15 protein-coding genes and 1 tRNA gene are annotated in these 13602 nt (G+C 62.9%); 10 read left to right on the plus strand and 6 right to left on the minus strand.

Features of this window, described 5'->3' with window-relative positions; translation table 11 throughout:
• Positions 1–25 precede the first annotated feature (25 nt).
• On the plus strand, positions 26–1036 hold the full coding sequence (locus SR882_RS03560; RefSeq protein ID WP_322521977.1) for a complex I NDUFA9 subunit family protein: 1011 nt from the start codon (positions 26–28) through the stop codon (positions 1034–1036).
• Between the two features lie 80 nt (positions 1037–1116).
• Complete coding sequence (locus tag SR882_RS03565; protein ID WP_322521978.1) at positions 1117–1659, plus strand: TIGR00645 family protein; 543 nt, start codon at positions 1117–1119, stop codon at positions 1657–1659.
• Between the two features lie 82 nt (positions 1660–1741).
• On the opposite strand, the gene SR882_RS03570 is transcribed toward SR882_RS03565, so the two are convergent.
• Both SR882_RS03570 and SR882_RS03575 read right to left on the minus strand, forming a co-directional pair.
• Positions 1742–2386 (minus strand): DUF1109 domain-containing protein, encoded by a 645-nt coding sequence (locus SR882_RS03570; RefSeq protein WP_322521979.1) that lies wholly within the window; start codon positions 2384–2386, stop codon positions 1742–1744.
• Entirely contained in the window at positions 2383–2925 is a 543-nt protein-coding gene (locus SR882_RS03575; protein WP_322521980.1) for a sigma-70 family RNA polymerase sigma factor, read from the minus strand. The genes SR882_RS03570 and SR882_RS03575 overlap by 4 nt, the downstream gene beginning before the upstream one ends.
• A 205-nt stretch (positions 2926–3130) precedes the next feature.
• Here SR882_RS03575 and SR882_RS03580 point away from each other — a divergent pair, with 205 nt between their 5' ends.
• The 3 genes from SR882_RS03580 (at position 3131) to SR882_RS03590 (ending at position 4948) form a co-directional block, all read left to right on the plus strand.
• Positions 3131–3772: a cytochrome b/b6 domain-containing protein gene (locus SR882_RS03580; protein ID WP_322521981.1), complete on the plus strand. Its 642-nt coding sequence runs from the start codon at positions 3131–3133 to the stop codon at positions 3770–3772.
• A gap of 13 nt (positions 3773–3785) precedes the next feature.
• Positions 3786–4535 carry a molybdopterin-dependent oxidoreductase gene (locus SR882_RS03585; RefSeq protein ID WP_322521982.1) on the plus strand — a complete coding sequence of 250 codons (750 nt, stop codon included), beginning with the start codon at positions 3786–3788 and terminating at the stop codon, positions 4533–4535.
• A gap of 74 nt (positions 4536–4609) precedes the next feature.
• Complete coding sequence (locus SR882_RS03590) at positions 4610–4948, plus strand: hypothetical protein (RefSeq protein WP_322521983.1); 339 nt, start codon at positions 4610–4612, stop codon at positions 4946–4948.
• Positions 4949–5100: 152 nt separating this feature from the next.
• On the opposite strand, the gene groL is transcribed toward SR882_RS03590, so the two are convergent.
• Positions 5101–6744: a chaperonin GroEL gene (groL, locus tag SR882_RS03595; RefSeq protein ID WP_322521984.1), complete on the minus strand. Its 1644-nt coding sequence runs from the start codon at positions 6742–6744 to the stop codon at positions 5101–5103.
• 63 nt (positions 6745–6807) lie between these two features.
• Positions 6808–7098, minus strand: coding sequence for a co-chaperone GroES (locus SR882_RS03600; protein WP_322521985.1), 291 nt, complete (start codon positions 7096–7098; stop codon positions 6808–6810).
• 311 nt (positions 7099–7409) lie between these two features.
• Between SR882_RS03600 and icd the strand changes: the two genes are divergently transcribed.
• From icd to SR882_RS03625, 5 genes are all read left to right on the plus strand, one after another.
• Positions 7410–8666 carry an NADP-dependent isocitrate dehydrogenase gene (icd, locus tag SR882_RS03605; protein ID WP_322521986.1) on the plus strand — a complete coding sequence of 419 codons (1257 nt, stop codon included), beginning with the start codon at positions 7410–7412 and terminating at the stop codon, positions 8664–8666.
• 114 nt (positions 8667–8780) lie between these two features.
• The gene (locus SR882_RS03610) at positions 8781–8969 is read left to right on the plus strand and encodes a CPXCG motif-containing cysteine-rich protein (RefSeq protein WP_125198844.1); all 189 of its coding nucleotides are present in this window, start codon (positions 8781–8783) and stop codon (positions 8967–8969) included.
• A gap of 64 nt (positions 8970–9033) precedes the next feature.
• A tRNA-Arg gene (locus SR882_RS03615) sits at positions 9034–9110 on the plus strand.
• Between the two features lie 245 nt (positions 9111–9355).
• The gene (locus SR882_RS03620; RefSeq protein ID WP_322521987.1) at positions 9356–10156 is read left to right on the plus strand and encodes a HipA family kinase; all 801 of its coding nucleotides are present in this window, start codon (positions 9356–9358) and stop codon (positions 10154–10156) included.
• Positions 10156–11001, plus strand: a complete 846-nt coding sequence (locus SR882_RS03625) for a DUF3037 domain-containing protein (RefSeq protein ID WP_322521988.1) — start codon at positions 10156–10158, stop codon at positions 10999–11001. The genes SR882_RS03620 and SR882_RS03625 overlap by 1 nt, the downstream gene beginning before the upstream one ends.
• A 350-nt stretch (positions 11002–11351) precedes the next feature.
• Here the strand turns inward: SR882_RS03625 and SR882_RS03630 are convergent, their stop codons facing one another.
• Entirely contained in the window at positions 11352–11792 is a 441-nt protein-coding gene (locus tag SR882_RS03630) for a YtoQ family protein (protein WP_322521989.1), read from the minus strand.
• Positions 11793–11816: 24 nt separating this feature from the next.
• Complete coding sequence (gene ilvD / locus SR882_RS03635; RefSeq protein ID WP_322521990.1) at positions 11817–13505, minus strand: dihydroxy-acid dehydratase; 1689 nt, start codon at positions 13503–13505, stop codon at positions 11817–11819.
• Positions 13506–13602: the final 97 nt, after the last annotated feature.

The raw sequence follows: 13602 nt of genomic DNA on the forward strand, positions 1-13602 counted from the left end.
CGGCAGATGCACTGTCAGGGACGTTATGGACGAATCGCACGCCGTTGGCGGCAGCAATAGACCCGAGGGCCTGCCTCGGGCCGTGGTATTGGGCGGGACCGGCTTCGTGGGCCGGCACCTGGTGCGCGCACTTTCCCAGCGGGGCTGGGAAGTGGTGGTGCCAAGCCGTCACGCGGCGCGTCACCGGGACATGGGGCTCTGGCCGAGCGTGGTGCTGGTCGACATGAACCCCCCGGCTCGATCGGACCTGGCTACCCATCGTGGCTCCCCGGAACTGGCCGAACTGCTCGAGGGGGCCGATCTGCTGGTCAACCTGGTCGGCATCCTCAACGAGCGCCGACACAACGGCAAGGGCTTCGAGCGGGTGCATATCAAGCTGACCAAGGCCGCCCTGCGTGCCGCCGCCGATGCCGGCGTGCCGCGTTATCTGCACATGAGCGCGCTGGGGGCGGACGAGGAAGAAGGCGTCAGCCACTACCAGCGCAGCAAGGGCAAGGCGGAGAGCTGGGTGCATCGCTTCGGTCGCAAGCACGACATTGCGGTAACCAGCTTCCGCCCGTCGGTGATCTTCGGGCCGGGTGACTCCTTTCTCAACCGCTTTGCCGACCTCGCGAAGCTGATGCCGGGCATCTTTCCGCTGGCCTGCGCCGGTGCGCGCTTCTCGCCCGTCTATGTGGGCGACGTGGTGCGTCGATACGTCGAGGCCATCGACGACCCGCAGGCCGATGGCGCGCGTTATGATCTCTGCGGTCCGCATGACTACTCGCTGGGCGAGTTGGTGCGCTACGCGGCGTCGACCAGCGGGCATTCGCGCTGGGTGGTCGGCCTGCCGATGTGGCTGTCGCGCATCCAGGCGCGGGTGATGGAATGGTTGCCGGGCAAGCCGTTCAGCCGTGACAACCTCGACTCCCTGCAGCGGGACAATACCTGCTCGCCGGAGTGCCCGCGTGAGCCCACCCGCCTCGAGGACGTCGCCCCTGGGTACCTCGCGCCGGGAAATGGCGGCCCCGGCAAGAGCGCGCCCCGTCGCGGCTGAGCCGGTGGTAGGATAGTCCCATATCCGCCCCGGCTCTCCGGGGCGTTTCATCGTTTTTGACCATTGATCGAGGCCCAGCCGTGGAATCGGAAAAACCCACCCCCGCCCCGCGTCGCTCGAGTAACGCCGAGCACTACTTCGAACACTTCCTGTTCGGCAGCCGTTGGATCCTGGCCCCCGTCTACCTGGGGCTGGTCGGCGCGATGCTGATCCTGCTGGTGAAGTTCGGCTCCGAGCTCTGGCACCTGCTCAGCCACGCCTTTTCCCTGAGCGAGTCCGAGATCATTATCGGCGTGCTGACGCTGGTGGACGTAGCGCTGATCATGAATCTGCTGATCATCATCATCTTCTCGGGCTACGAGAACTTCGTCTCGAAGATGGATGACCTGCACAGCCACCATGACCGCCCCGAGTGGATGGGGCATATCAGCTTCACCGATCTCAAGATCAAGGTGATTGGTTCGATCGTCGCCATCTCGGGGATCGAATTGCTCAAGTCCTTCATGAACGTCGAAAATCTGAGCGACCGAGAGATGGCCTGGATGGTGGGTATCCACCTGACCTTCGTCGTCTCCGGTGTGCTCTACGCCGTGATGGACCGCTTGCAGGGCAAGGGGCACTGACCAACCCGTCGGCGATTCCAAATAGCGAAAACCCCGCCATCCGGCGGGGTTTTTCGTCAGGGCGACGAATCCGTCGGCATTGTTACCAGTGCAGCAGGCGCGGCCCGAGCCAGGCGCCCAGGGTTGTCGGGATCGCGACCCCGAGCAGGTACCACAGGGCGATGAAGGGGGCGGTCATCTCCGGGCAGTGCAGCGAGTAGACCAGCGCGGCAAGCGACCCCGAGAACAGCCCGGCGGACGCGCCGGCCAGTCGCAGCCGGGTCGGCGCCATGCCGCGCATCGCCCACAGGGTGCTTGCCAGCAGCGGGGCGGCCAGCAGGGCGATCAGGAAGGCGCAGCTGCTCCAGGTCTCGCCCAGCAGCAGGGTGACGCGCTGTGATGGCGTCGCCTGGCTCAGTGAGGCGAGGGCCAGCAGCCATAGCAGCAGCACCGGCAGGGCGGTGGTCGACGGCGGCAGCCTGCCCAGCTTGATCCCCGGCCGGCCCAGTCGCCAGGTGGCGAGCAGACCGGCGACGATCAGCAGGCCGGCAAAGCCGATCTTGACCCAGAACATCGGGTCCATGGCCGCCTGGGGCAGGTCAGATCGGATCCCGAGCAATCCCAGCATCAGGGCGATGCTTGCGAGCAGGCCAGCCGCGGTCGCCAGTGCCAGTCGGCTCGGAAGCATGCGGCGGGGCACGGCCACCTCGCCGGCGGCGAGTAGGGAGACCAGTTCGTCTGTCTTCATGCGTTTTGCCCCTGGATCAGTTTGGACAGTGCCTTGAGGCCGCGATGGACGCCGACCTTGACGGCCGATTCGGACATGCCGGTGCGCTGCGCGGTCTCGGCGACCGACAGTCCCTCCAGCTTCATGTGCCGGATTGCCACGCGCTGGCGTTCCGGCAATCGGGCGAGCAGCCGGTCCAGATCTCGGCCCGCCATCTCGTCGTGCTCGGGGGCGCTTGGTTCCAGCGCCGTTTCCATGTCCAGTGAGTCGGTCCGCTGCTCCCGTCGTTGTCGTCGTCGCAGCAGGTCGGCGAGCTTGTAGCGGGCGATCGCGTAGAGCCAGGCGGTGACCGGCAGGGTCGGGTCATAGGTCTGGCGCTTGTCGTGGATCGCCAGCAGCGAATCCTGTACCAGGTCTTCCACCTCGTCGGGCAGGCTGCCCAGTCGGCGATGGAAGTAGTGCCGCAGCAGGTCGCCGGTGGCCTGCAGGAAGGCGTGATAGGCGCGATTGTCCCCGGACAGCCCATTCAGCAACCGTCTCCGCAGCTCCGCCTCGCTCATCTTCTCCCCACCATGCCCCTTCATTCGTCCGCACCATGGGTCTGGTTACATCCGCGATTGTAGGCCCCCCGGTTTTTGTCGCGCCATGCCATCGATCGAGCCATGCTTGTAACCAACTGCCGGCCAGCGGCGAATGAAAGGGTACGTCCATCATCGCGAGGGTCGGGCCGCTGGCTCGACAACCGAGCGTTTCAGGAGGCCGCCCATGAACGCAGAGCCCGTCAGGGCCGGTTCGGTCCGAGCCGGCAAGGCCACCGGAGATGTGCCGCCGGTTCATCCGCTGTGGCTGCGGCTGACCCACTGGCTCAATGCGCTGGCGGTGGTGCTGATGGTGATGAGCGGCTGGCGGATCTACAACGCCTCGCCGTTGTTCGATTTTCGCTTTGCCGACGAGATCACGCTCGGGGGCTGGTTGGCCGGCGCGATCCTGTGGCATTTCGCGGCCATGTGGCTGCTGGTGGTCAACGGGGTGCTCTACCTGAGTATCAACACGGCCACCGGCCGGCTGTGGCGGCGGTTCTTCCCCCTTTCGCCACGCGGGTTCGTGGCCGACCTGAAGGCCGCCTTCCACGGCCGGCTCTCCCATGCCGATCCTCGCCGTTACAACACGGTGCAGCGGGCCGCCTACCTGTTCGTGATCCTCGATCTGGTGCTGCTGGTGGTCTCCGGGCTGGTGCTGTGGAAATCGGTGCAGTTCCCGCTGCTGCGCGAGCTGATGGGCGGCTACGAGGCGGCGCGCTACGTCCATTTCTTCACGATGGCGGCCCTGGTCGGCTTCGTCGCAATCCACGTGGCGATGGCGCTGCTGGTGCCGCGTTCGCTGCTGCACATGATTCGTGGTCGATGACCGAGGAGCTGGCATGAACGATCGACAGAAACGAATGTGCGAAATGGAGATGGGTCCGGAGCAACCGGATCGGCGGCGTTTCCTGCGTGGCTCGCTGGCGCTAGGCGCATTGCCGCTGCTGGGCGGCTGCTCGGTCAGCGACGAGCCGATCGTCGAGAAGGCGTTGCTGCAGGTTTCTCGATTCAACGACCGCGTGCAGGCCTGGCTGTTCGATCCCGAGCAGCTCGCGCCGACGTACCCCGAGTCGATGATCACCCGGCCGTTTCCCTTCAACGCCTATTACTCGCTGGACAAGGTGCCGCAGATCGACGGCGAACGCTTTCGTCTGCAGGTCGGTGGCCGGGTCGCCGACCAACGTCCATGGTCACTGGCCGAACTGCGCACCCTGCCGCAGGCGGATCAGGTCACCCGCCTGATCTGCGTCGAGGGCTGGAGTGCGATCGGCAAGTGGGGCGGGGTGCGCTTCTCGGACTTCCTGGAGCGCATCGGCGCCGACCTCGAGGCCCAATACGTCGGCTTTCGCTGTGCCGACGGCTACTACACCAGCATCGACATGCCCACCGCGCTCCATCCGCAGACGCTGCTGACACTGACATTCGACGGGCAGGTCTTGCCCGCCCGCTACGGTTTTCCGCTCAAGCTGCGCATGCCGACTAAGCTTGGCTACAAGAACCCCAAGCATGTCGAGGCGCTGTTCGTCACCAACAGGTACCCCGGCGGCTACTGGGAGGATCGTGGGTACAACTGGTTCGGCGGCAGCTGAGCATTGGGCTCGGCTGCGCTGAGGCATGGCACTGCCGCCATGCACCATTAGCGTAACGACAAGAGGGTATTCCCATGAAGACGATGACGGTATCGATGATCTGTGCCGGCCTGATGACCATGGGCACCGCCGCTATCGCGGCCGAGCCCATGCAGCAGGATGTTTACACCACCCTTGCCATGTCTCACGAGGACGGGGAGAAAAAAGACGGCATGGGCCATGACGAAATGGGCGGTGGCGAGATGTCCCGCGAGGAAGTGGGGGACGAGATGTCCGGCGACGAGATGGGCCAGGACGCCATGGAAAAGGACGAGATGGGCCACGGCAGCATGGACCAGGACGGCATGGACCATGACGGTATGGACAAGGATGACAAGATGGGTGACGAAATGGGCGGTGGCATGGGCGAGTAAGCTCGCCACCCTCGACCCATTCGAGCCCGCCGCGGTCCTGGCGACCCGGCGGGTTTTTTCGTGGCGTGCCTGTGGCGCGGGCACAAAAAAACCCCGCCGAAGCGGGGTTTCGTCGCAGCGGTGTCCGGCCTTTGCGACCGGATCGTCCGTTCTTACATCATGCCGGGCATGCCGCCCATGCCGCTCATGTCGGCCGGCGGGGTGCCGCCGTCGTCCTTGCTCGGGAGCTCGGCGATCATGCACTCGGTGGTGATCATCAGGCCGGCGACCGATGCCGCGTTCTGCAGCGCGGTACGGGTGACCTTGGTCGGGTCCAGGATGCCCATCTCGACCATGTCGCCGTACTCGCCGTTGGCGGCGTTGTAACCGTAGTTGCCCTTGCCCTGGCGTACGCCCTGGACGACGACCGACGGCTCGCCACCGGAGTTGGCGACGATGAAGCGCAGCGGGTCTTCCATGGCGCGCAGGGCGATGGAGATGCCGGTCTGCTGGTCGACGTTCTCGCCCTTGAGCTCGCCGAGGCTGGCCAGCGCACGGATCAGCGCGACGCCGCCACCCGGGACGATGCCTTCCTCGACGGCGGCACGGGTCGCGTGCAGCGCGTCGTCGACACGGTCCTTCTTCTCCTTCATCTCGACCTCGGTCGCGGCGCCGACCTTGATCACGGCAACGCCGCCGGCCAGCTTCGCGATGCGCTCCTGGAGCTTCTCCTTGTCGTACTCGGAGGAGGTGTTCTCGATCTGGGTGCGGATCTGCTCGACGCGGGTGTCGATGTCTTCCTTGGTGCCAGAGCCGTTGATGATCGTGCTGTTTTCCTTGGTGACCACGACGCGCTTGGCAGTGCCCATGTCGTCAAGGGTGACCTTGTCGAGGGTCAGGCCGACCTCGTCGGAGATCACCTGGCCGCCGGTAACGATGGCCAGATCCTGCAGCATGGCCTTGCGACGATCGCCGAAGCCCGGTGCCTTGACGGCCGCGACCTTGACGATGCCGCGCATGGCGTTGATGACCAGCGTGGCCAGTGCCTCGCCCTCGATGTCCTCGGAGACGATCAGCAGCGGCTTGTTCGCCTGGGAGGCCGCTTCCAGGGCCGGCAGCAGATCACGGATGTTCGAGATCTTCTTGTCGTGCAGGAGGATGTAGGGGTCCTCGAGCTCGACGCTCATCTGCTTCTGGTTGTTGACGAAGTAGGGCGAGAGGTAGCCGCGGTCGAACTGCATGCCTTCGACCACTTCCAGCTCGTCCTCGAAACCGGAGCCTTCCTCGACGGTGATGACACCGTCCTTGCCCACGCGCTCCATGGCCTCGGCGATGATCTCGCCGACCTTCTTGTCGGAGTTCGCGGAGATGGTGGCAACCTGGGCGATCGCCTTGTTGTCGGTGCAGGGCTTGGAGAGGTTCTTAAGCTCGGTAACCGCGGACTCGACGGCACGGTCGATGCCGCGCTTGAGGTCCATCGGGTTCATGCCGGCCGCGACGGCCTTGACGCCTTCGCGGACGATGGCGGCGGCCAGTACGGTCGCGGTGGTGGTGCCGTCACCGGCGACGTCGGCGGTCTGGGAAGAGACTTCCTTGACCATCTGCGCGCCCATGTTCTCGAACTTGTCTTCCAGCTCGATCTCGCGGGCGACGGAAACGCCGTCCTTGGTCACGGCCGGGGCGCCGAAGCTCTTCTCGATAACGACGTTACGACCCTTCGGACCCAGGGTTACCTTGACGGCGTCGGCAAGCAGGTTGACGCCACGCAGCATGCGGTCGCGGGCGCTGGTAGAAAAGCGGATTTCTTTGGCAGACATAGTCAATATGCTCCTTGATTAATTCGATTCCGGGGTAGAGCGTTAGCGCTTTCCGCGGGCAACTCAGTCTTCGATGACGGCGAGGATGTCGTCTTCGCCCATCATCAGCAGTTCGTCGCCTTCGACCTTCACCTTGGTGCCGGCGTACTGGCTGAACAGCACCTTGTCGCCGACCTTCACGCCGATCTGGCGGACTTCGCCCTTGTCATTGGACTTGCCCGGACCGGCAGCGATGATCTCGCCACGGTTCGGCTTCTCGGCAGCCGAGTCCGGCAGAACGATGCCAGAGGCGGTCTTGCGTTCTTCTTCTTCGCGCTTTACCAGCACACGATCATGCAAAGGACGGATTTTCATGCGGTTACTCCATGCGTTGACATAGAAAAAGGATTTTCGACGGTGTTTGTTCGCGTCGGGACCGGCAAACTCGACGATGCCGCCGTTGTTAGCACTCGCCCGACTCGAGTGCCAATAGTAGGAGCGGCCCCGTTGATTTCAAGGGGCGGGGAAGAAAAAAAATTCGCCGACCGGGTCGACGGCGGGAACGCCCGTGGGATGGGGCCTTTCGGCTTGCCTCGGCGGGATCACGTGAATCGGTATAATGCCGACCAACTCGAGCGGGGCCGGTCGGCCGTCTGCCAAACACGCATCCAGCCAGGAGAGAGCACATGAGCTTCGACAAGATCACCATCCCCGAGGGCGACAAGATCACCGTCACCGCCGATGGCACCTTGACCGTGCCGGATCGGCCGATTATCCCGTTCATCGAGGGTGACGGCATCGGCATCGACGTCACGCCGGTGATGAAAAAGGTCATCGACGCGGCCGTCGAGAAGGCCTACGCCGGCAAACGCCAGATCTCATGGATGGAGGTCTACGCCGGCGAGAAGTCGACCGACGTCTATCCGGACGGCAGCGGCCTGCCGGCCGAGACCATGGAAGCGATCCGCGACTACGTGGTCTCCATCAAGGGGCCGCTGACCACGCCGGTCGGCGGCGGCTTCCGTTCCCTGAACGTGGCCCTGCGCCAGAAGCTCGACCTGTACGTCTGCCTGCGCCCGGTGCGCTACTTCACCGGCACCCCCAGCCCGGTCAAGCACCCGGAGAAGACCGACATGGTCATCTTCCGCGAGAACTCCGAGGACATCTACGCCGGCATCGAGTGGGCCGCGGGCACCCCGGAAGTGAAGAAGGTGATCGACTTCCTGACCAAGGAAATGAATGTCGAGAACATCCGCTTCCCGGAGAGCTCGGGCATCGGCATCAAGCCGGTCTCCGAGGACGGCACCAAGCGCCTGGTGCGCCGGGCGATCGAATACGCGATCGCCAATGATCGCGAGTCGGTCACCCTGGTGCACAAGGGCAACATCATGAAATTCACGGAAGGGGCCTTCAAGAACTGGGGCTACGAGCTCGCGAAAGAAGAGTTCGGCGCCGAGCCGCTCGACGGCGGCCCGTGGATGAAGTTGAAGAACCCCAACACCGGCCGCGACATCGTCATCAAGGACTCGATCGCCGATGCCTTCCTGCAGCAGATCCTGCTGGTGCCGGAAGAGTACGACGTGGTCGCCACGCTGAACCTCAACGGTGACTACGTCTCGGATGCGCTGGCCGCGCAGGTCGGCGGCATCGGCATCGCGCCGGGCGCCAACCTCTCCGACACCGTCGCCATGTTCGAGGCCACCCACGGCACGGCGCCGAACATCGCCGGCAAGGACCTGGCCAACCCGTCGTCGGTCATCCTCTCGGCCGAGATGATGCTGCGCCACCTTGGCTGGACCGAGGCGGCCGATGCCGTCATCAAGGCGATGGAAGGCGCGATCGCCAGCGGCAACGTCACCGGCGATCTCGCCCGCCTGATGGACAAGCCCAACCAGGTCGGCTGCAAGGCCTTCGGTGAGGAGCTGATCCGCCAGATGGGCTGATCCTTACCCCGACAACGAGTGACAAACGAGCAGGCGCGTCCGGGTATTTCCGGGCGCGCCTGCTACGCTTCTGGGGCAGGGAAATCGCCCTGTTTTGTCCCCGGGAGGCCCGCCATGGAACCACTCATCGACGCCAGTGCCGTCTGCCCCTACTGCGGCGAGCCGGTCGACTTCTCGATCGACACCAGCGCCGGCGAGCAGACCTTCGTCGAGGACTGCAGCGTCTGCTGCCAGCCGATCGTGGTGACTATCAAGTGGACCGCCGAGGGCCCGACACTGGAACTGCACCAGGAGAACGAGTGAGGCAGTGGCCGTCTGTCTGGAGGGCGCTTCGGCACGCGTGTTACCATCCCCGCGCCTTCCGACTGCCCATGTAGCTCAGCTGGATAGAGCAACCGCCTCCTAAGCGGTAGGTCGCAGGTTCAAATCCTGCCTTGGGCGCCAGATTCCTACATGACCTACTGAACTTCGGTATACGCCTGCACTTTTACGTTACTGCCTCTGTTGCGCAGCCGTTTTTCAGCAGATCGGGTGCCCAGTTCCAAGTCTGTTGCCGCTTGGCCTTTGTTCTTCCCTCGCGCACCGCGGGGCTGAGCTGTGAGGGCACTATGTGCACCTGGATGGGAAGCCGGTGGCTCCCCCGTGGGTTCGCTGTAAAAGGCACCTATTTCGGGACGGCTCCAAACCTTATGATGCGGGTCGAAAATTGGTTAAGCTACGGAGCTTCAGGCTCGCTTCCTGTTGAGGGGTGGTTGTTGGTAGTCCAAATTACCGAGGTCGTACGTCGTGCTGAGCAGGGGGTGACGCGGCCCTTCATTTGTCGTGATGACGAAGGGGTCACCTACTTTGTCAAAGGCATCGGTGCTGGACGTAAGAGTCAGCTTTCCGAATGGCTTTGTGGCAAGTTTGCTGAGGCGATTGGGCTGCCTGTGGCTCCTTTCAAGATTGTGGAAGTGCCTGAGGAACTGCTCGAGTTTGATAACGGCATGGATCTGTCGGACCTCGGTTCTGGCCCGGTCTTTGCTTCCGAGAAGCAAGAAGTCATAGAGCTTACCGGAGCAGCGATAGACGAAATTCCCGATGAGGTTCAACGAGATGTTCTGGTGTTCGATTGGTGGGTAAGGAACTCGGATCGGATGTTCAGTACCGAGAATGGTGGGAACCCGAACTTGTTTTTGCGTCCGCGATCACACGAACTAGTAGTGATTGATCACAACCAAGCCTTCGATGAGGACTTTAGTCCGGAAGAGTTCCTTGAATATCATATATTTGCGCATCAGGCGGAAGGTGTCTTCGGTGACATGTTTCGAAGGGACGCGTACAACAGCCGATTTGCCTCTATTCTCGATCAGTGGGATGTGATTCGGCGAACTGTTCCGCCTGAGTGGGGATACACAGACCCTGAGATGACCGTTCCAGTCAGTTTCGGCCTAGAGGATGCTTATAGGGTGTTGAGTCAGCACGATCAGGTTGGCTTTTGGGATCGGTAATGAAGAATTTTGCATGCCAATACGTAGTGGTTCGCTTCTCTCCGTTCGTTGAGACGGGGGAGTTTGCGAACGTAGGGATCCTCATGATGGCGCCTCGGAAGCGATTCTTCGCCTTCGAGTTGCAGACGCGTCGCTACAAGCGTGTGACTCACTTCTTTGATGACCTCGACCCAGGGTTGTATCGAGCGGCTCTTCACCAAGTTAAGGAGGAGTTGGAGAGAGTTCGTGGACTTTTAATGGAACATGGATTCGACCGACGCCGAAAGGAAGTCGATACGGATTTTGCGAAGCATGTTTTTCATGAGGTTGTTCGTCCCCGAGAAAGCATTATTCGGTTTAGTGAGCCGAGGGTTGTTTTGACGGATGATCCAAAGAAAAAGATCCAAGACTTGTACAAGTTTTATGTTGAGCGGAATTTTGTAACGAAGGAATATCAGGAGGCAGTGCTCGAGAGAGGTGTCCGTAAGTTATTAACGAGCGCTAATCTTCAAGATCGCTTCCACCAAAAGAAAATTGGTGACGAAGAGTTTAATGCAAACTTTCCTTTTGTAGAGGAAGTTAAAGGGCGGGCTGTGAAGATAATTAAGCCACTGAATTTGGCGCAAGATAGACCCAGCCAAATTTTAGAGCATGAAGCCCTTTGGCAATTCCGCTTGTCGGAGTTGAAAAATAAGAAGTTGCTGCCTGATAGGATTCTGTTTGCTGTTGGAGGGCCGGAGGAGTCGCATGAGGACGCCCGTCATGACGCTTTCTATAAGGCCATGGATCGTCTCAGGAAATTCGGTGTGGAAACCGCAAAAATAAATGACGAACGAAAGGTCATCGACTTTGCGCGGGCGAACTAGATTGCCTTTCGCGTCAGTGCTTTAGACAGTCATCTCGGTTTGATATAGCGCGGACCTTCGCCGTCATTTTTTACTTTAGGTATTCTTGGTAAAGATGAGGCTCATCAATCGCTGGCTACACTACTAGGCGAGTGCCTAAATGTTTTGGCAAAGCAAAACAACCTACATATGCGTGTCACATAGCCACGGCACAGTAGCCACGTGGCTGGCCGATTGCCGGCCATGAGCGGATGCCTGCCTCCTTCAGGTGCCCCATCGGGGCCGCTCTCGCTTGGTGATTTTTTCTCTCACTCCTTGTTTGCCCCGCCTTGTGCGGGGTTTTCTTTTGTCGGCTTCCGACGGAGCCCGCGTCAGTCGCGCATGACGTGCTTGAGAATGCCGACCACCTGTTCCGGCGTGGTCGCCCAGGCCATGGCGGCGGCATCGACTTCCTTGAGCGGGTGGACGATGTCTTCGTCGTGCAGGGTGATGTAGGGCGTGCCCATGGCGGCGCAGTAGCCGGCGTCGAAGGCGGCGTTCCACTGCTTGTACTTGTCGCCGAAGCGCACCACGACCACGTCGGCCTGTTCGAGCAGGGTCTTGATGCGGATCGCGTTGACCTTGGCGGACTTGTGGTCGCGCCAGAACTGCTTGTCCTCCTCACCCAGCAGGTCGCCGGCGGCATCACTGGCGGCGTGGTCGGTGACCGGCCGGGTGAAGGTGATGTCGAGGCAGGCGTCCTTTGCCCCTTGCTCGATCTGTTCGCGCCAGTCGGTGTGGATCTCGCCGGAAAGGTAGACGGTCAGGCTCATCGCAATGCTCCTCGTTGATTCGATTCAGTCGGGCAGGTCGGTGACCGCGCCGGTGGAGGCCGAGCTCACGGTCTTCGCGTATTTTGCCAGCACGCCGCGCGGGTAGTTGGGCGCCGGGCGCTGCCAGTTGGCGCGACGGCGCTCGAGCTCGTCGGGCTCGACGTCCACCTCGATGGTGTCGGCCTCGGCATCGATGGTGATGGTGTCGCCGTCCTCGATCAGCGCGATCGGCCCGCCGTCGAAGGCCTCGGGTGTGATGTGGCCGACCACGAAGCCGTGGCTGCCGCCGGAGAAGCGCCCGTCGGTGATGAGTGCCACTTCCTTGCCCAGTCCGCGGCCCATGATGGCCGAGGTGGGCGAGAGCATCTCGCGCATGCCCGGCCCGCCGCGCGGGCCCTCGTAGCGGATCACCAGCACGTCGCCGGCGGTGACGGTGCCGTCGAGGATACGGGCCTGGGCCTCCTCCTCGGAGCCGAACACCCGCGCGGTGCCGGCAAAGCGGGTGCCTTCCTTGCCGGTGATCTTGGCGACCGCACCCTCGGGGGCGAGATTGCCCTTGAGGATGCGCAGGTGGCTGTCGGCCTTCTTCGGGGCATCCAGCGGGGCGATGATCTGCTGGTCGTCGGGGTAGGGCGTCACATCGGCCAGGTTTTCCGCGAGCGTCCGGCCGGTGACGGTCAGGCAGTCGCCGTGCAGCAGGCCCACGTCGAGCAGGTTCTTCATCAGCGGCTGGATGCCGCCGATGGCGACCAGCTCGCTCATCATGTAGTGCCCGGAGGGGCGTAGGTCGGCGAGCACCGGCACGCGCCGGCCGATCTCGGTGAAATCGTCCAGGGTGAGCGGCACATCGACCACATTCGCCATCGCCAGCAGGTGCAGCACGGCGTTGGTCGAGCCGCCCAGGGCGATTGTTACGGTGATGGCGTTCTCGAAGGCCTCGCGGGTCATGATGTCGCGCGGCTTGATGTCCTTATCGAGAAGATCGAGCACCGCTGCGCCGGCCGCCTCGCTGTCGGCGCGCTTCTCCTCGGAGACCGCATTCTGCGCCGAGCTGCCGGGCAGGCTCATGCCGAGCGCCTCGATCGCCGAGGCCATGGTGTTGGCCGTATACATGCCGCCGCAGGAGCCCGGGCCCGGGATGGCGGTCTTCTCGATGTCCTCCAGGCGCGGCAGGTCGATCTCGCCCTTCGTGTAGGCGCCGACCGCCTCGAACACCGAGACGATGTCGGTGTGGCACTTGCCCGGCAGGATGGTGCCGCCGTAGACGAACACCGACGGGCGGTTGAGGCGCGCCATGCCGATCAGGCAGCCGGGCATGTTCTTGTCGCAGCCGCCGATGGCGACCAGCCCGTCGAAGCCCTCGCAGCCGGCGACCGTTTCGATGGAATCGGCGATCACCTCGCGCGAGACCAGCGAATACTTCATGCCCTCGGTGCCGTTGGCGATGCCATCCGAGATGGTGATGGTGTTGAAGATCACGCCCTTGCCGCCGGCGTTGTCGGCCCCGCTGCGCGCGGCATCGGCGAGCTTGTCGATGTGGGCGTTGCAGGGCGTGACCTGGCTCCAGGTCGAGGCGACACCGACCTGTGGCTTCTTGAAATCCTCGTCCTCAAAACCCACCGCGCGCAGCATGGCGCGGCTGGCGGACTTGTTGATGCCGTCGACCACGGGGGCGGAATGACGGCGGCGCGGATCGTTGCTGGGGTTGGTCATGCGGTTGCTCCTGGAAAGTCGCTGGGCCTACCTTAGCAAGGGGGCTGGGCAAAGGGGGCTGGCTCCGACGGGCATGGCGGCTCGTCGCGCCGCAGAT

Origin of the sequence: Guyparkeria halophila (assembly GCF_034479635.1) — a bacterium.
In the GTDB taxonomy this organism is placed as follows: domain Bacteria; phylum Pseudomonadota; class Gammaproteobacteria; order Halothiobacillales; family Halothiobacillaceae; genus Guyparkeria; species Guyparkeria halophila.